Annotated in this window: 15 protein-coding genes and 1 tRNA gene; 4 read left to right on the plus strand and 12 right to left on the minus strand. The window is 58.3% G+C overall.

The features are described 5' to 3' along the window. Positions 1-59 precede the first annotated feature (59 nt). The 3 genes from PMI07_RS17785 to PMI07_RS17795 are packed head-to-tail and all read right to left on the minus strand — an operon-like array spanning position 60 to position 3,423. On the minus strand, positions 60-1,979 hold the full coding sequence (locus PMI07_RS17785; RefSeq protein WP_245277189.1) for a protein kinase domain-containing protein: 1,920 nt from the start codon (positions 1,977-1,979) through the stop codon (positions 60-62). Beyond that, a complete protein-coding gene (locus PMI07_RS17790) occupies positions 1,976-2,746 on the minus strand; it encodes a PP2C family serine/threonine-protein phosphatase (protein WP_007753790.1) in 771 nt (256 codons plus the stop codon). The genes PMI07_RS17785 and PMI07_RS17790 overlap by 4 nt, the downstream gene beginning before the upstream one ends. Further along, positions 2,743-3,423 carry a VWA domain-containing protein gene (locus PMI07_RS17795; RefSeq protein ID WP_007753789.1) on the minus strand — a complete coding sequence of 227 codons (681 nt, stop codon included), beginning with the start codon at positions 3,421-3,423 and terminating at the stop codon, positions 2,743-2,745. Before PMI07_RS17795 ends, PMI07_RS17790 begins: the two co-directional genes overlap by 4 nt. Positions 3,424-3,687: 264 nt before the next feature. On the opposite strand from PMI07_RS17795, the gene PMI07_RS17800 reads away from it, so the two are divergent. Both PMI07_RS17800 and PMI07_RS17805 read left to right on the plus strand, forming a co-directional pair. Then, positions 3,688-4,920: an ATP-binding protein gene (locus PMI07_RS17800; protein WP_007753788.1), complete on the plus strand. Its 1,233-nt coding sequence runs from the start codon at positions 3,688-3,690 to the stop codon at positions 4,918-4,920. A 2-nt stretch (positions 4,921-4,922) separates the two neighbouring features. Continuing rightward, positions 4,923-6,281: a hypothetical protein gene (locus PMI07_RS17805; protein ID WP_007753779.1), complete on the plus strand. Its 1,359-nt coding sequence runs from the start codon at positions 4,923-4,925 to the stop codon at positions 6,279-6,281. A 182-nt stretch (positions 6,282-6,463) separates the two neighbouring features. On the opposite strand, the gene PMI07_RS17810 is transcribed toward PMI07_RS17805, so the two are convergent. The 4 genes from PMI07_RS17810 to PMI07_RS17825 form a co-directional block, all read right to left on the minus strand. Continuing rightward, entirely contained in the window at positions 6,464-7,072 is a 609-nt protein-coding gene (locus tag PMI07_RS17810; RefSeq protein WP_007753776.1) for a hypothetical protein, read from the minus strand. Continuing rightward, on the minus strand, positions 7,072-8,136 hold the full coding sequence (locus PMI07_RS17815) for a hypothetical protein (RefSeq protein ID WP_007753772.1): 1,065 nt from the start codon (positions 8,134-8,136) through the stop codon (positions 7,072-7,074). Before PMI07_RS17815 ends, PMI07_RS17810 begins: the two co-directional genes overlap by 1 nt. A 250-nt stretch (positions 8,137-8,386) precedes the next feature. Next, positions 8,387-8,463, minus strand: a tRNA-Arg gene (locus PMI07_RS17820). Positions 8,464-8,517: 54 nt separating this feature from the next. After that, a complete protein-coding gene (locus PMI07_RS17825) occupies positions 8,518-9,681 on the minus strand; it encodes a M20 aminoacylase family protein (protein ID WP_007753769.1) in 1,164 nt (387 codons plus the stop codon). Between the two features lie 196 nt (positions 9,682-9,877). Here PMI07_RS17825 and PMI07_RS17830 point away from each other — a divergent pair, with 196 nt between their 5' ends. Beyond that, the gene (locus PMI07_RS17830) at positions 9,878-10,957 is read left to right on the plus strand and encodes a D-alanyl-D-alanine carboxypeptidase family protein (RefSeq protein WP_051484219.1); all 1,080 of its coding nucleotides are present in this window, start codon (positions 9,878-9,880) and stop codon (positions 10,955-10,957) included. A gap of 13 nt (positions 10,958-10,970) precedes the next feature. Then, positions 10,971-12,125 (plus strand): GTP-binding protein, encoded by a 1,155-nt coding sequence (locus tag PMI07_RS17835; protein ID WP_007753762.1) that lies wholly within the window; start codon positions 10,971-10,973, stop codon positions 12,123-12,125. A 6-nt stretch (positions 12,126-12,131) separates the two neighbouring features. Here the strand turns inward: PMI07_RS17835 and PMI07_RS17840 are convergent, their stop codons facing one another. The 5 genes from PMI07_RS17840 to PMI07_RS34990 all read right to left on the minus strand — a co-directional run bounded on the left by PMI07_RS17840 (position 12,132) and on the right by PMI07_RS34990 (position 15,975). Further along, positions 12,132-12,365 (minus strand): sulfurtransferase TusA family protein, encoded by a 234-nt coding sequence (locus PMI07_RS17840; RefSeq protein WP_007753761.1) that lies wholly within the window; start codon positions 12,363-12,365, stop codon positions 12,132-12,134. Continuing rightward, positions 12,362-13,663, minus strand: a complete 1,302-nt coding sequence (locus PMI07_RS17845; RefSeq protein ID WP_007753760.1) for a murein L,D-transpeptidase family protein — start codon at positions 13,661-13,663, stop codon at positions 12,362-12,364. Before PMI07_RS17845 ends, PMI07_RS17840 begins: the two co-directional genes overlap by 4 nt. 180 nt (positions 13,664-13,843) lie before the next feature. After that, positions 13,844-14,797 carry an acetyl-CoA carboxylase carboxyltransferase subunit alpha gene (locus PMI07_RS17850; protein WP_007753759.1) on the minus strand — a complete coding sequence of 318 codons (954 nt, stop codon included), beginning with the start codon at positions 14,795-14,797 and terminating at the stop codon, positions 13,844-13,846. A 63-nt stretch (positions 14,798-14,860) separates the two neighbouring features. Beyond that, on the minus strand, positions 14,861-15,805 hold the full coding sequence (xerD, locus tag PMI07_RS17855) for a site-specific tyrosine recombinase XerD (RefSeq protein WP_007753758.1): 945 nt from the start codon (positions 15,803-15,805) through the stop codon (positions 14,861-14,863). An 11-nt stretch (positions 15,806-15,816) separates the two neighbouring features. Next, positions 15,817-15,975 (minus strand): hypothetical protein, encoded by a 159-nt coding sequence (locus tag PMI07_RS34990; RefSeq protein WP_007753755.1) that lies wholly within the window; start codon positions 15,973-15,975, stop codon positions 15,817-15,819. Positions 15,976-16,003: the final 28 nt, after the last annotated feature.

Here is a 16,003-nt window from a genome sequence, read left to right on the forward strand (position 1 = left end):
CAATTCTTTTGCGCGATCTCACGTGATAACGGGCGGCAGGTCAAATACTCTCATGCTTTCTATCCCGTTCGACCACTGTCCAACTCTGCCTGTTTCATGCGTCGATATGCGGTCACAAGGTCGGGAGGTGGATTTTCTCGCAGTCGGGTAGCCTCGTCGATAAGGCGTTGCAGGTCGGAAGGAGCCTTGATCAAGTCGCGTTCAAGTTCCGCGCGCTGCTTCGCGATGTCATTCTTGACCTCGCGGATCGCTTGGGGATCGGTCGGAATATTGGCGTTGAACACGAACTTATGCTCAACCGACTTCGACCATTTCCTAAGCTTTTCCTGCATGGCGGGGCCGAACCCGGGGATGTTCGTAATCTGCCTGGACTTAACATCCCACGCGGTTTCCACTCCAAAAGAGGCGAGAGTTGCTTTACGGCCTGGGCCGATACCAGCGACCTTCGCGCGGTCGAGCAGATGCGATTCCAGATGCTTGCGCATTTGCAGATCGCGTTTCTTACGTTCGAGTTCAGCAAGCTTCTCGTTCTCTCGCTGGGGAAGTCCGGCGTGAGCTGATGCCAGCCTAAGATAGTGGGCTCTCTTTTCCTCGAATTGCTCTGGCCCAGCGCGTTTTTCCCATATCTGCCGCTGATTATTCCACTCGGCGGTACTGGCCTTCAGTTCAGTTGCAAACGGTCCCGCGTCGCCCTTTGCGGAGAAGAAATAGATGAGCGACGCCCCGGCGATGATGATACCGACTAGCCCTTGAATTGCTGCGGCCACATAAAGACCGACACCAAACCCGGCGAGCGCGGCAGCCATGCTCATCGCTCGGCCGCTCTTTTTCGATTTGGCAGCGTCCGATACCTTGAGGTCGCGCATCGACGGCATGATGTTCTCGGCGCTGGGCGGGCGAGGCGGTGAACTTAGCCGACTGATCTGGGCGATGATCTCGCCGATGTTGGCCATAGAGGTCGGTGTGACGAACTGCGCGGCAAACAGCGATCGGCCAATTCCCTGTTCCAGCTTGCACCAAGGACAGCTGGCCTTGCTTTTGTGGTAGTGATGCGAGCGATCAATACTGCATGTGACCAGGTTCGACTGCAGGCGGTCGATGACGCCGACCCAGTCTACTGGCGAAGGCCTCCCGTTGCCCGATTCGGCCTTGCGGGAGAACGCGAGTTCAAATGCATCTCGCACCTCGTCGCCGAAGTCATCTAGCGCGGGGACGTATGGTGGTGGTTCCATTCGTGTTTCCGAGCGCTTGGAACTGTACGCAAAGCGCCTCTGCGAAATGGCCGTCTTGATGTCCATATCCCCGCCACCATGGTAGCGCCCGGAATACGGGTGTCGGCCGAGGAACAGGAGTTGGAAAAGCAATACTGCCAACCCGAAGGCATCATGATTGGTCGTGCGATCTGAGTTTTCGAACGATATTCCCTGCAATTCTGCTGGGGTGTATTCTGCAACGCCGACCAAGGAACGATATGTACGGCGGCTGTCCCTGAACTGAAAGGAGTCGCTGTCGATCAGAGTGACAAGTGCCTGGGTGGAAACCAGAATGCCTGAATGGTTGATGTCACCGACCACACACCCCGACTTATGGATGCTGGCTATCGCAGCGGAGAGGTTGTACGCGGCCCTGACAAGAAATCGGACATCCGCCGTTGGGAATTCTGCTCGACGGCTTCCTGGCCCGTAGAGATCATGAACCGTCTTAAAACCCGCGGCCTTCTTCATCGTGAAGCCAGCGAACTTTCCATTCTGCCTGTTCACGACCTCGAGCGGATATGCGACATAGGCGCTTGTGCTGGATAGCCCCGCGGCTACCATTGCCACGATCTTCTCGTGACGTTCAGGCGCCTTCCCATCGTTGTAGATTTTGACGGCGATGTCCGAGCTGCCCGAAATGTTGTAGACGGCACCTTCGCCACCTTTTCCAAGTAAAGGCCCGAGGACCATCTTCTTCCCGTTGGCGAAAAATGTATCGCTCACAGACGGGCCCCAAGGATCAGTGTTTTGTCGTCATCCGTCCTCTCACAAACCGCTGGGCTGGACAGATAGCTCCGGAGGGCTATCGACAGATCGGCATCCCTACCTGGGGTCGATAGCGCCATGACGGGCTTTAGCATCCTGTCGAAGAAGGGGGTATGCGGCGTACGATTGGTGAAATCAAGAACCATCCGTTCAATGCCGTCCGAGAAGACCGCAAATGCCGAGACCGGATCATCTATCGCCACGAAGTCGAGCCTGGGTTGAGGATCATCCGTGATAAAGCTCGTTGTCGAGGCGTATTCGCCTTGATATGGCCACGAGGGTACAGACCAGGTTTCGCTGTTGATCGCTTTGATCGCGATTGCTCCGTCACCCACGTGGATGATTGTCGCGCCTAAGTCGTCGGCAATGATGGCAACGATGGTGGCGGCGAAGTCCCTCGGTTTGAGCCTGACACGCTCGGCCTCGGCGTTGATATTGTCTCGGATGGCATCGAGCCACTCCCACGTCGTTTCCTCGCCAAGCTCCGAGCGTGGCGATCGACGGAGGAAGTCTTGTGCCAACCGCAACATGGTAACCGATGCGATCTTCGAGCCTACATCCGCATGGATTGCGCTGCCTGCGCCATCGGAAACCACGGCTATGAAAACAGGGCCAACGGGACCGTCGACTTCCTTTGCGCATCCGTAGTCCTGACAGGGCAACCCTGTTTTCTCGTGCGAGGTGCCTTTCGATCTAGCGCCCGCCCAACGCCATGCACCTGTCATGCAATCGAGGCCCACCCGTCGGGGGCTGCCGGATTGGACAATGGTACGGCATCTCCGGGGTTCGACTGGGACACCGAGCTCAACGAGCTGGACAACCAACTGAACAGGTCGCGGAAGCGCATGTCTTTGAGAACGAGGGGGTCGCGAACGCTGATTTTGGAGAGGATGTCAAAGTTTGCCCCTTCGACGCCAACAGCAAAGAAGCTGAAGGCCTTCTCGGCTTCACCGGATTTCACGGCTTGCGCGGCGGCTTGCCAGCTATCGGTCGGGCCGCCGTCCGTGATCAGGAAAATCCATGGGCGATAGTATGAGATTCCGTTCTGTCGATAAGCGTTCTTGCGCTCGCGGAGCATGTTCAAACCTTCCTCGATCGCGCGACCCATAGGCGTGTCGCCCTGATCGCGCAATTCGGGAGCGATCCAGCTCTGCACGCCCGTGAAATCGTTGACGATGGTGACGGGTCCGAAGGTGACCAAGCCGACCTCCACACGTTTCGCCGCGAGTGAATCGGCGAAAAGTTCGTCGCGGAACTGGTTAAGGCCTTCGTTCAGTTCCCGGATGGGCTTGCCCCGCATCGAACCCGATACGTCCAACAGTAAGAGGCATGGACAGCGCGGTTCGGGATTGTCGATGAATTCCGCGCCGTCAAAAGGCTGCTGTTCGAATGGATTGCTCATGAGGGGTCTCCCAGTTTCATTGATCAATTCATGATTGCAGGCCACTGAGAAAACAAGCCTGATCGTTGGCGGGAGGAAATATTCCACCAGTTTGGCTGTGAACACATTGAATATTCGGTGGGTGGGGGATCACAACCGTTGTTCTCGGAAGGATTACGCAGTCAGAACCGGTGGATATCAGAGCTGGCACAGTATCTTCGAGAGCCCAACACTCTTAGCGTGTTCTTGGTTCATGATTTCTATGTTGCCGAGGAGTGTCGGAAATTGAGCGAAGTCTCGGAGGAGCGTTTCGTCGGCGTGCCAGTAAGGGTGTTGGCGGTCGATCAAGAAAGCAGTTCCTTTCATGCGCTGTATCAAAACGGGAACGTCGCTCACATCAACGTCATTGAGGAAGGAAGAATGCCCGATGAAGGGCAGGTGATCTTACTTGGGCAAAACAGCTATCAGCCCGCGCCTCCCAATTTCTTCAAGGTTCCAAATTCCACGGCTGTCGTGCGATGTTTGCAGTCAGATGGCAGTTTTTTCGTCGAGGACGGACTTGGGCTCAAGCGAGTCGAGAACCATCGGGAGTTGGGAGTTTCGGTCAATAATACTGTCGAGTTCAACGATTTCGAAGGAGTTGTCTCGATAGTATCGGAAAGACCAATTCGTCCTCGAGAATTGGAGATTGATCCGGACGACCTTCGCCGAGAGTACCTGGTTGAGAAAACTGGGGCCGGACCGAGGTTCGAAGACTTCGGCGGCTACCCTCGCGTCATTGCGCGCGCTCGCGAGCTCATCACAACGCAGTTCAAAAATCGGGATCGCCTGCTGACTATTGGGGCAAAACCGATAAAAGGCATTCTCTTTACCGGAGCACCAGGAACTGGGAAGACATATCTCGCGCGTATAATCGCGAACGAAACCGACGCAGATTTCTATCTTATCAGTGGACCATCAATCGTCAGCAAGTGGGTGGGAGACACCGAAGCAACGATAAGGAAGTTGTTTGAAGTCGCAACCAAGAGCGACAAAGGGCGTGCAATTATCTTTTTCGACGAAATCGACAGCATCGCTGAGCGCCGTGCGGAAGATTCGCATGAAGCTTCAAAACGTCTTGTCGGTCAGTTGCTAACGCTCATGGACGGGTTCAACGACGACCAAAACATCGTCGTGATAGCATCGACAAATCGGGTGGAATCACTTGACCCCGCCCTCACACGGCCAGGTCGTTTCGATTGGGAAATCGAGTTCGGCAAGCCGACTCTCGCGGACCGCTTTGCCATCCTCCAAGTCGGCGCAAAACGGTTGCGGGTAACGGATGACCTCCCTCTCGAAGATTTAGCTCATCAATCCCACGGATGGTCCGCGGCGGAGCTTACCGCTCTATGGTCCGAGGCGGCGCTGGTGGCAGCATCCGATGGCCGAGACAAGATTAATCAGGAAGACATTGCGATGGCATTCGAGCGGGTAAACTCTCGGCCTCGGCGCGAGACGTTGATAGTGGAGGCACAGTAGACATGGTGTCTTGGTACCGACGGCTCTTCGGCAAGCGAACCATTCATCCGGTAGAGCCCGAATCTACTGTGCGCCCCGCGCCTTTAAGGGAGTTTGTCTATCTGGATGAGGTAAGTCTGCGCAGCCTGCTGTCGTCTCAGGTGGGCGGCGTTACGGACTCAACATCCGAGCAAAAGGTTGCGTCCGACCTGGGCGAGTTTCAGGCTAAACTCGCCTCTGATGTGATGGTTGCCAAATCTGAGGTCAATTCTCGCTTTCAAACCAGTAATAGCAGTACACTTCAGACCTCGCGGAAAGCGACGGTTCAATCGTGGTTTAGAGAATTCTACGACAAGCCTGGCCTCCGCCTTGTAGAACCTATTAGCGATGTTGTTCATTTTACAGACTTGGAAGACGTGAAGGGCTGCCGAAGGCCATCGGCAGCCCTTTCCTCCGAGAATTTGCAACGTGGGATTCTTGTAGAATTCAAAGTGAAATTGTCTGCCGATAGGGTGTTCCACTTAGGTACGTTGGTTTCCGAATTTATCGGTATGGCCAAAGACTATCCGCGGATTTTCGCTGCTGGGAACAGCGCCGTTTTTGATGTGGAGGAAGCTGAAGCAGTGGGCAAGCTACTCCAGCGCCTTCTCGCGGGACTGATTCCTATCCGGGGTGAGGCGGTCGAATACTGCGTGATTGAGGTCGGTGGCATCGAGTACGTGGTGCACCAGAAGGCGATCGCTAACCTTGATGTCGAAACGAAGCCGCTGGTCCTGGTAGGTGTTACCGAGCATCTTGCTTACTGGAAAGATATCCGTCGCGTACTGTTTTCAGATGCCGAGTTTACGATGCTTGGTAGGGTCTCGAAAAGCGGCCTGCAAGAATCATGGATGCCAGTGAAGCTTGCCGATCTTATGAAGGATATTGCGCCTGATCTCGTCGATCATATTAATTCGGCAAGTCGCATTTCCTTCAGCCGCACACCGACGGTGCGTAAAGAGAATGTCAACGAAGTCCGACTCGGCCTAGCCTTGCATCACTACGTGTCTGGTCTGCTTACGAGCTTGGAAAGATCGCTGGGAGACGAGGAGTTCGAAGTCGTCAGTGCCCGAATCGAAGAATTGAGAGAGAGGGCTGAAACTGTCTCCGGGCAACGGAGTGCCTTCGGCGCTATTGGGAATGAGATTTCTGCAATGATTGGCCAGGAGGCCGATGCTGATCTCGACGCAAAACTTAGGGAAAGCGCGAGGAATGCCAGTGGCCTAACGTTGTTTCCATCACAGACCAAGGCGGATAGCTCATCAGATCAAGCTATTGTAGTTGACGCGCCTGTTCCCGATGAGAGGTTTTTGGATGTCGAGATCGTTGCGATGTACTGGTGATGTGTCCATCTGATCATCCCACTCGCAGGGTCTGCTATCGCAACATCAATCGGCGACGGCAGTGACGAAAGTGCTGTCGAGTAGACTTTCCTCGTAAGCCTTGACACCCCTTTTTCCCTGCAGGATTTGAGCGCCTACAACCGCTCCTCCGGCGATGATTGGCGAACTCCAAAGCGCGCTGGCTAAGGTTGCCGCCTTACATCCATGTCGCCTGTGGTCTTTCGGGCTGTGTAATACGTACCTGTAAGTCGATTCCGGTTCGTATCCCAATCCAAGTCAAGATAAGCGACACCTTCGTGTTGGGAACTCCGATGCCAGAACTGGGCTTGCGGATCATTGTTATAGCTGTACCAGACACGGTAGCGACGGTTTTCATAGTCCGGTTCGAGGAACACGCGTGTCGATTTCGAAAACGACTCTCCCGTCTTCAAGGTAACACTGGTCGTAAAGAGGGTCTGGCTTATTTTCAGGCTAGTGGGGATAGGCGGCAGCGTCGTCCCCGTCTCTGGATTGATCCAGGTGGATTTCAAATGCCCGACCCACTCTCCATTGAGATCGGGGAACATCTTTGTCTGCATGAGGGGCATAATCCGAGCAAGCCTGAACCAGAGCAGTTCGGCCACGGCCACCATGACAACGCCGACGATGGATATAACGAACGAAATCCACTTTAGTGGTGTTGTCTGTTCTCCGAAGTACCAGAACCAAACGGCTTCAAGTCCCCACGCCGCGAGGATTGAGGCCGGCACAATGATCAGTAACTGGGTCTTGCGCTGGAAAAGGGACCACATCAGCGATTGCCAAGATGGCGAAGCGCCGAGCTCACGAACCGCTGGGCCTTTTCCAATGTCCAAGCCTGGCCGCTACCGAAAAGCGGCTTAACGCCGTTAATTTCGAGAAGCAGGTACGAGGACAGGAAGCCTCCCTGCGACAGGATTTCGGAAATACGGCCGAGGATACGTTTTAGGCGGTCATAGCGATCTTCGTTGTAGACGAAGTGATGGTCCTCGACGAGATAGATGAGGCATTCTATCAGAAACGACGGCACGCGTTCCTCAAGAACGCCGTACTCCTCCATGTCAGTCTGGAGCCGTTTTACGATCCTGACCATTCGCTTGAACTGGTGGCCTGTTGTGGTGCGTTTCAGCCGACCGTTCGCGATGTGCTGCTCCGGGTAGTTCATTGTCCAGTTGCCGTCTGTGGAGAGAATGGCGACGCCGTGAACGGTGTTGAAAGGTACGAAGCCAGCACCGGCGCGGATGTGGTGGAGCGTGAAACAAGGGACTACATCCACTTCGCCGCGGCTCCCAGCGACCCCGTCCACGCGGATCGCTTTCTTGCCAGTGTCGTCCACGGCACCTTTACCGAAGTGGGCTTTGAGATCGCGCGATATCTCGTTACGCATATCTTGGGCGAGATCGGCGAACGGCCTTCCCGAGTCGAAGTAGGTGCCAGCCTGATAAGCCGCTTGGAAATTGACATTGGAGTCGCACTCGATCCGAAGCGACGGGTGCTGTACGCGCAGGTCGATATCAGCCTCGTTCCTGACGTTCGTGCGGTTGGTGAAGCTGCCCTGCGGGCCGAGCATCACGCCCTCGTTCGCAAGCCACTTGTTTTCCCGAAGTGCGCTGTGGACCATGTCACGCGCCCGTTCAATCGCTTTCGTCTCAGTGGTGCTCTCGGCGGTCTCCCAGTGGGAGAAGCGGTCATTCCACGAACTGCGGGTCCTGACGGAGTCTTGCTTTAACGCATCAAATATCGAGCTAAGTCCAAACGGGTCCGGCGGCGTCGGCTCCTGATTAAACAGTCCTGCCAACCCGGAGAACCCGGCATTCCGCTTCTCGAAATCCTTCATGCCTGATTCTCCACTACAATTTGAAGAAAAATGTAGTAACCGCAGTGCGTGTAAGCAATAGACATCAGGTCTTTGCGCAACCCTTATTTCGCAGGCTGGGATTTCGAGAAAATCGAGAAATTCAACTGTTTTTACTTTAGGGACAGACCTATTGAAGCGTCAGGGACACAACAGCGCTCGTAGGGACAAACCTTTTGAGCGATTCCAAAACGGATGGATCAGACGTCGGGGATTGCGCGATAAATGAGGGTGGTGATCCCAGATGGATTCGAACCATCGGCCTCAGGATTAGGAATCCTGCGCTCTATCCTGCTGAGCTATGGGACCACATGAGGAATTCCATACAAAAGGCGAGGCGTTTAGCCAAGCCTTTTGTCTCCCTCATTCCGTCAATCGCTGTTCGGCCAGCCGCACCCAGTAGGAAATGCCGTAGGAAATCGCCTCGTCGTCGAAATCATAATGGGGGTTGTGGAGCGCGGCCGTATCGCCGTTGCCGATGAAGATGAAGGCGCCGGGGCGGCGTTTCAGCATGAAGGCGAAGTCTTCGCCGGCCATGGTCGGCTCGACATTGGTGTCGACGTTCGACGCACCGACCACCTCTGCCGCGACGCCGATCGCGTGGTCGGTTTCGAGGTCATGGTTGAAGGTGACAGGGCACTGGCGGTAATAATCGATCTCGGCCTCGGCCCCATGGGCGATGACCATGCCCTCGACGATCTGGCGGATACGGTTTTCCGCAAGATCGCGGGTCTCTTCGCTCAGCGTCCGGACCGTGCCCCACAGCGTCGCCTGGTCGGGGATGATGTTATACGCCGTGCCGGCGTCGAAGCGGGTCACGGAAATGACGATCGAGTGGACCGGGTCGGCGTTGCGGGCGGCGATCGCCTGCAGGCTGCCGACCAGCTGCGAGCCGATGAAGATCGGGTCGATGGTCTTGTGCGGCTGGGCCGCATGGCCGCCGCGGCCCTTGATGGTGATGGTGAACCGATCGGGCGCCGCCATGATTCCGCCCTTGCGGATGGCGAATTGACCGAGCGGAATGCCCGGCATGTTGTGCATGCCGTAGACCTCATCGATGCCGAAACGCTCCATCATGCCGTCGTCGACCATGGCGAGCGCACCGGCGCCACCCTCTTCGGCGGGCTGGAAGATCAGGGCGACCGTGCCGTTGAAATTGCGGGTTTCCGCGAGGTATTTCGCCGCACCCAGGAGCATGGACGTGTGGCCGTCATGGCCGCAGGCGTGCATCTTGCCGGGGACCTTCGACGCCCAGGGCTTGCCGGTGATTTCGGTGAGCGGCAGGGCGTCCATGTCGGCGCGGAGGCCGATCGTGCGGCCTCCCGGACCTTTTCCACGGATGATGCCGACGACGCCGGTGCGGCCGATGCCGGGCACGACTTCGTCGACGCCGAATTCCTTCAGCTTCTGTTCCACGAAGGAGGCGGTGTTCTCGACCTCGTAAAGAATCTCAGGATTTTCATGAAGATATCGTCGCCACTCGCTGACTTCGGCCTGAAGTTCGGCGGCCCGGTTCAAAATCGGCATACTGTTCCCTGTTGCTGGCTGGTCACGCGGTTATGACAAGTCCTCCCGGCCGGAGTGTGCCTGTCATGATTGACGTAATCAATCTTCTTTGCCATTGCTTGGCCATATAGGCCGCATATGCGCCACACTCGTTAAGCCGTTCGAACGAGGAACTACATTGCAGACTTTTCGCCTCCGATCCGCCTCTGCCACCCGGCTGATCTGCGCCCTCTCGGCGCTTGCCCTTGTCGCTTCCGCCGGAAACGTCGCCGCCAATCCGAAGATCGTCGTCGACGCGAAGACCGGCAGGGTGATCGCCCATGAGGATGCGTTCCTCAAATGGTATCCGGCCTCACTCACCAAGCTGATGACCGCCTACGTGACCTTCAAGGCGATGAAGGCTGGCAAGCTCTCGCTCGAGACGCCTGTCGTGATGAGTAAGAGGGCGACCGACCAGCCGGCGAGCAAGATGTATTTCACGCCCGGCACGACGATGACGCTGGACAACGCGCTGAAGATGATGCTCGTCAAGTCGGCCAACGACATGGCGGTTGCGGTGGCCGAGGCCGTCGGGGGCACGCAGGAACAGTTCGTGGCGATGATGAATGCCCAGGCCAAGACGCTCGGCATGAGTTCGACCCAATATATCAATCCGCATGGCCTGCCGGGCCCGGGCCAGTTCTCGACTGCCCGGGATCTCGCGCTGCTGGCGCTGAGGCTCAAGCAGGATTTCCCGGAATACCAGGGCTATTTCTCGCTTGAAGGCATCGATACCGGCGCCAAGCAATATCCCAATTTCAACACGCTGATAGGCCGGTTCGACGGCGCCGACGGCATGAAGACCGGCTTCATCTGCGCCTCCGGGTTCAACCAGATCGGTTCCGCGACGCGGGACGGCCGTTCGGTGATTTCCGTGGTGCTCGGCTCGGACAGCCTGGCCGGCCGCGCCGACGATACCGCCAACCTCCTGCAGCAGGGGCTGACCTCGACGACGCCGGAAGGCGTGGCGCTCTCGGCGCTCCCACCCTATGGCGATACGGCTCCGGTCAAAGACGTCAGCGCCGAGATCTGCAATCCGAAGGCCGCCAAGGTGCGCAGCGAAACGCGTGACGATGCGGGCCGCACCATTCAGCATTCGCCCTATCTCCATGAAATGGCCCGGCCGCCGGTCTATACATTCCTGGCCCTGCTTTCCGGCGGTGAGGCTCCGCCGCCGCCGCCCAAGGGCGCCAAGAAAGCAGCGGTTGCCGCCAATGCCACCAACGTGCCGATCCCGCAGCCGCGCCCGACATTCTGAACGAGAATAAATCATGTCTTCTGCCCCGAGCCGGATTCCGGTCTCCATCCTCACCGGCTTTCTCGGTGCAGGAAAATCGACGCTGCTGAACCGCATCCTGAAGGATCCGGGTACCAGCGATACGGCCGTGATCATCAACGAGTTCGGCGAGGTCGGGATCGACAATTTCCTGGTCGAGGCTTCGGGCGATGCGCTTCTGGAGATCGCTAATGGCTGCCTCTGCTGCACCGTTCGCGGCGAGCTGGTGGATTCGCTCGCCTCGATCATGGATGGCATCCAGACCGGCCGCCTGAGGCCGATCCGTCGCATTGTCATCGAAACCACGGGCCTTGCCGATCCTGCTCCGGTCATGCAGTCGGTGATGGGCAATCCGGTCATCGCCCAGAATTTCGAACTCGACGGCGTCATCACCGTGGTCGATGCGGTGAACGGCGTTTCGACGCTCGACCGTCATCAGGAGGCCGTGAAGCAGGTGGCGGTGGCCGACCGGCTGATCATCTCGAAGCTTTCGATGGCGGATGCGTCGCAGCTGGCGGCGCTTAAAGGCCGGCTCGCGGCGCTCAATCCCCGGGCTGCGATCGTCGATGGCGATAGCGACGAGGCCGGCACGGCGGCCATTCTGGTGAACGGCCTCTACGACCCGGCGACCAAGATCGCCGATGTGGACCGCTGGCTGCACGATGAGCTGGCCAACGATGCCGAAGAGCATGACCACCACGATCATGGTCACGACCACCACGATGATCATCACCATGGCCATGAGCACTCTCATCATGACGTGAACCGCCATGGCGACGACATCCGCTCCTTCTCGATCATCCAAGACAGGCCGATCGATCCGATGGCGATCGAGATGTTCATCGACCTGCTGCGCTCGGCCCACGGCGAGAAGCTGCTCAGGATGAAGGCGATCGTGGCGCTCTCCGACAACCCGGATCGGCCGCTGGTGCTGCATGGGGTGCAGAGCGTCTTCCACCCGCCGCAGCGCCTGCCGAAATGGCCAAGCGGCTCCGACCGGCGCACGCGCATGGTGCTGATCACTCAAGGGTTGGAAGAAGCTTTCGTCTCGGATCTTTTTGCAGCATTCACCGGCCAGCCGCGTGTCGACCGGCCGGATCGCGCGGCGCTGGAAGACAATCCGCTCGCCGTTCCCGGCCTGCGGATGTAGGTCCGCTCAACCCTTGCGGATCAGAAACCGGTGTCCTGTCTCGGTCTTTTCCGAGCGCACCAGTTCGTGGCCTTCCTGATTGCAGAAATGCGGGATGTCGATGCCGGCCAGGGGATCGGTGGTTTCGATCGCAAGCTCCGTGCCGCTTTGCATGGCTTTCAGCCGGCGGCGCGTCTTCAGCACGGGCAGGGGACACTTCAGGCCTCTCAAGTCGTAGAGGCCATCGGTGGTCGGGGTCATTCCTGGCTCCAGAACTTCCAGAACGGCTTCTTCTTTTCTTCGCTGATCGGCGGTGCCGCATAGGCGAGCGGGTTCTGGGCGGGGATCGGAACCGTGGTGGTCGTGCCCTGGGCGGTGGCGATGGTCGGGACCGTACCGGTGCTCTGTGCGACGGGAGCGGCCGTTGCTGCAGCCGGCAGGCGGTCCTGCTTCATGCGGTCGGCGGCGGAGCCGGCACGAAACGTGACGGGGCCTGCGGAGGCGAGCACGGTATTGGCCGGCTTGTTCTGGGAGGCCATCCGCTTTTCCATCATCTCCTGGAATTCCGACTGGCTCAGCAGCTTGCCGGCTTCGAGCGAGGTTCCCGTCGGGGCATAGGCGATATCGCGGCCCTTGCGCTTGTCGGCGACCACGGCCTTGCGCTCGGCTTCTGTCGGCTCATACCAGACCTTGCCGTCGAACTTCTCCAGGGCCTTCTCGTAGGCGACCTGATAGGTCTTTTCGTAGGAGGTCAGCGCGGAGACGAGCGCGGGAGGCGTCGACATGGGGGGGCAGGCACTGGCGGGAGCAAACGTGCCATTGCCGGAGAGCTGCTGGTTGAAAACGTATTTCTTCTCGCAGACATTGACTTCCGGCGGACGCTTGGTGACTTCGAAATTGTCGTAGCCGACCTTGATCATCTTCCAGAAGTCGAAGTTCTGGCTGTCGCGGTGGCGCACCATGTTCTCCGCGGTCATGCGGAAGGGGAGAGCCTGGAGCTGCACGGAGGTCTGGCCGCCCTTGAAGGCGTCGCGCGCAAAAGCGTAGATTTCCAGAACCTGTTCGTCGGTCATCGAATAGCAGCCGGACGACGAGCAGGCGCCATGGATCATCAGGTTCGAACCGTTGCGGCCGTTTGCGGCGTCGTAACGGTTCGGGAAGCCGGTATTGATGGCGAGATAATATTTGGAATTCGGGTTCAGGTGCGCCGGCGTCAGGCTGTAGAAACCTTCCGGAGCCTGGCGGTCGCCTTCCTTGACCTTGGGGCCGAGCTTGCCCGACCAAGCGCAGATGTCGTAGCTCTTGATCACCTCGAAGCGGTTGTCGGCCCTTGCCTTCCAGATCTCCAGCTTGCCCTCTTCCTTGAGGATGCGGATCATGATCGGCGAATTGCGCGGCATGTTCTTCTTCTGCATCTCGGCGAGAATGCTCGAAGGCAGGGGCTGTTCGACCTTGTTCTTGACGCTCTTCAGATCGATGCTTGCGGAATCGAGCGTATCGTTGCAGCCCGTCAGGGCGGTAGCCACGAGGAGAGCGAGAGCAATGTGTTTCAGGCGCATCGGTACGGACCACATAGACTTGGAACGACGAACGAGTTCGGTACAGGACTACGATAATGAAGCGGTAATCTTTAGATATTCTTAACCGCTTGCGCCGGCCTGTCCACTAAAACCGCCCGCCCTCCAATGTTATCAGCAATATGGCCAAATTTGGCTGATTGGGTGGCAGAGGTCTGTCGACTAGAGATTGCGGCCGATATCGAGGAATTTTTGCCGGCGCGCAGCCCGCACTTCGTCGCCCGAAAGCCTGCCGAGATCTTCCAGCGCCGAAGCGATGACCTTGCCCGTCGCGGCGATGACGGCCTCGGGCTCGCGATGCGCGCCGCCGACCGGCTCCGGAATGATGTCGTCGATGATGCCGAGGCCCTTCAGGTCTTCGGCGGTGATCTTCATGTTGGTCGCAGCTTCGCGGGCACGGGTCGAATCGCGCCAGAGGATCGATGCCGCGCCTTCCGGCGAGATGACCGAATAGATCGAATGTTCGAGCATGTAGACGCGGTTGCCGGTGGCGATCGCGATCGCGCCGCCGGAGCCGCCTTCGCCGATCACGACGGAAACCATCGGAACCTTCAGGCCCAGGCACATTTCCGTCGAGCGGGCGATGGCTTCCGCCTGGCCGCGTTCCTCGGCGCCGACGCCCGGATAGGCGCCCGCGGTGTCGATGAGGGTGATCACCGGCAGGTGGAAACGATCGGCCATTTCCATGATGCGGATCGCCTTGCGATAACCTTCCGGACGCGGGCTGCCGAAATTGTGCTTCAGGCGCGTCTTGGTGTCATGGCCCTTCTCCTGGCCGATGACGGCAACGGCCATGCCGTTGAAACGGGCAAGGCCGGCCTGGATGGCGGCGTCCTCGCCGAAATTGCGGTCGCCGGCGAGCGGCGTGAAATCGGTGAAGAGATGGGCGGAGTAATCTAGGAAGTGCGGTCGCTGCGGATGGCGCGCGACCTGTGTCTTTTCCCAGGCGCCGAGCTTGGAATAGATTTCCCGGGTGGCTTCCCTGACCCGGGTCTCCAGCCTGCCGATTTCCTCGGACGTATCGATGCTTTCGTCTTCCGAGGCGAGCTTTTTCAGCTCGTGAATCTTGCCCTCGAGGTCCGAGATTGGCTTTTCGAAATCGAGATAGGTCTGCATGAGAGCCGGTTTCCGGTTGTTTTATCTCGGGAACACGGAGTTCCCATTTTCTGTTTGGGGCCTCTAATCCCGGTTTTTGGCCTGTTTTGCAAGAGGGTGGTGTGTTTGAACCAGCTCTCGCAGCCGTTCTTCCAGGACATGCGTATAGATTTGAGTGGTGGAAATGTCCGAATGGCCGAGCAGTTCCTGCACCACGCGAAGGTCCGCTCCGTTCTGCAGGAGGTGGCTTGCGAAGGCATGGCGCATCACATGGGGAGAGATTGCGGCGGCTCTAAGTCCGGCGCGGGCGGCTAGCCCCTTGAGGTCGCGGGCAAAAACCTGCCTCGGCAGGTAACCCTCTTTGCCGGTCGACGGAAACAGCCATGGGCTGTCGCCGGTCTTTGCAAGCGCCAGCCGCCGGACCTCGCCATAGGATACGACAGCGGCGATTGCCGAACGGGAGAGTGGCACCAGGCGTTCCTTGTTGCCCTTGCCGCGGATAACCAGGAAACGGCCCTCCTGGTCGAGGACCTTGACCGGCAGCGACACGAGCTCGCTGACGCGCATGCCGGTCGCATAGAGGAGCTCGAGCAGCGCCAGCATTCTGAGACGCGCGAGCTGATCCGGGCCGGGTTCGGCGGCCTCCTTGGCGGCCAGGTCCAGGAGCCGCGTCACTTCGTCTTCGCTCATGATCTTCGGCAGCGAGCGGGCTTTTTTCGGCGCGTCGAGGATTGCGGTCGGGTCGTCGCCACGCAGGCCCTCCGCATAGAGGAATTTGTAGAACTGCCGCATCGCCGACAGTTTTCTCGCCTGGGACGAAGCGGCAAACCCCTGTTTGCCGAGATGGGCGAGATAGGCGGAGAGCGTGGCGCTTTGCGCGGTCAGGGCCGAGGTGTTGCTGGCGACAAGGAAGGAATGCAGGTCTTCGAGGTCGCGCTCGTAGGAGGAGAGCGTATTGCCGGCTGCGCCCCGTTCGGCGCTCATCATTTCGAGAAAGGCTTCGATATGGGCTCGGGAAAGGTCGGCCATGTCGCCTGTCGCTATTGTTGCGGCGGTGCCGGGTTCAACCGCTCGGAAGGAATGCGCACGGTCACGTCGCGCTCGCGCGGGTCTACCAGCATGACGAGAGCCACCATGCTTCCATAAACGATGCCTGCGATCGCCGCCAGCACGAAGAGGAAACGAAAAAGGGTGGGCATTCACGACTCCCGGAGTTGCGCCGCAATA

This window comes from Rhizobium sp. CF080, assembly GCF_000282095.2.
In the GTDB taxonomy this organism is placed as follows: Bacteria; Pseudomonadota; Alphaproteobacteria; order Rhizobiales; family Rhizobiaceae; genus Neorhizobium.

What these genes read in the sequence shown, in the direction of transcription:
- PMI07_RS17840 (WP_007753761.1), bottom strand. Translation starts at nt 12,365, where the DNA reads ATGACCCCGACCACCGATGGCCTCTACGACTTGAGAGGCCTGAAGTGT.
- PMI07_RS34990 (WP_007753755.1), bottom strand. Translation starts at nt 15,975, where the DNA reads ATGCCCACCCTTTTTCGTTTCCTCTTCGTGCTGGCGGCGATCGCAGGC.
- PMI07_RS17815 (WP_007753772.1), bottom strand. Translation starts at nt 8,136, where the DNA reads ATGAAGGATTTCGAGAAGCGGAATGCCGGGTTCTCCGGGTTGGCAGGA.
- xerD (WP_007753758.1), bottom strand. Translation starts at nt 15,805, where the DNA reads ATGGCCGACCTTTCCCGAGCCCATATCGAAGCCTTTCTCGAAATGATG.
- PMI07_RS17810 (WP_007753776.1), bottom strand. Translation starts at nt 7,072, where the DNA reads ATGTGGTCCCTTTTCCAGCGCAAGACCCAGTTACTGATCATTGTGCCG.
- PMI07_RS17805 (WP_007753779.1), top strand. Translation starts at nt 4,923, where the DNA reads ATGGTGTCTTGGTACCGACGGCTCTTCGGCAAGCGAACCATTCATCCG.
- PMI07_RS17795 (WP_007753789.1), bottom strand. Translation starts at nt 3,423, where the DNA reads ATGAGCAATCCATTCGAACAGCAGCCTTTTGACGGCGCGGAATTCATC.
- PMI07_RS17835 (WP_007753762.1), top strand. Translation starts at nt 10,971, where the DNA reads ATGTCTTCTGCCCCGAGCCGGATTCCGGTCTCCATCCTCACCGGCTTT.
- PMI07_RS17825 (WP_007753769.1), bottom strand. Translation starts at nt 9,681, where the DNA reads ATGCCGATTTTGAACCGGGCCGCCGAACTTCAGGCCGAAGTCAGCGAG.
- PMI07_RS17850 (WP_007753759.1), bottom strand. Translation starts at nt 14,797, where the DNA reads ATGCAGACCTATCTCGATTTCGAAAAGCCAATCTCGGACCTCGAGGGC.
- PMI07_RS17790 (WP_007753790.1), bottom strand. Translation starts at nt 2,746, where the DNA reads ATGACAGGTGCATGGCGTTGGGCGGGCGCTAGATCGAAAGGCACCTCG.
- PMI07_RS17845 (WP_007753760.1), bottom strand. Translation starts at nt 13,663, where the DNA reads ATGCGCCTGAAACACATTGCTCTCGCTCTCCTCGTGGCTACCGCCCTG.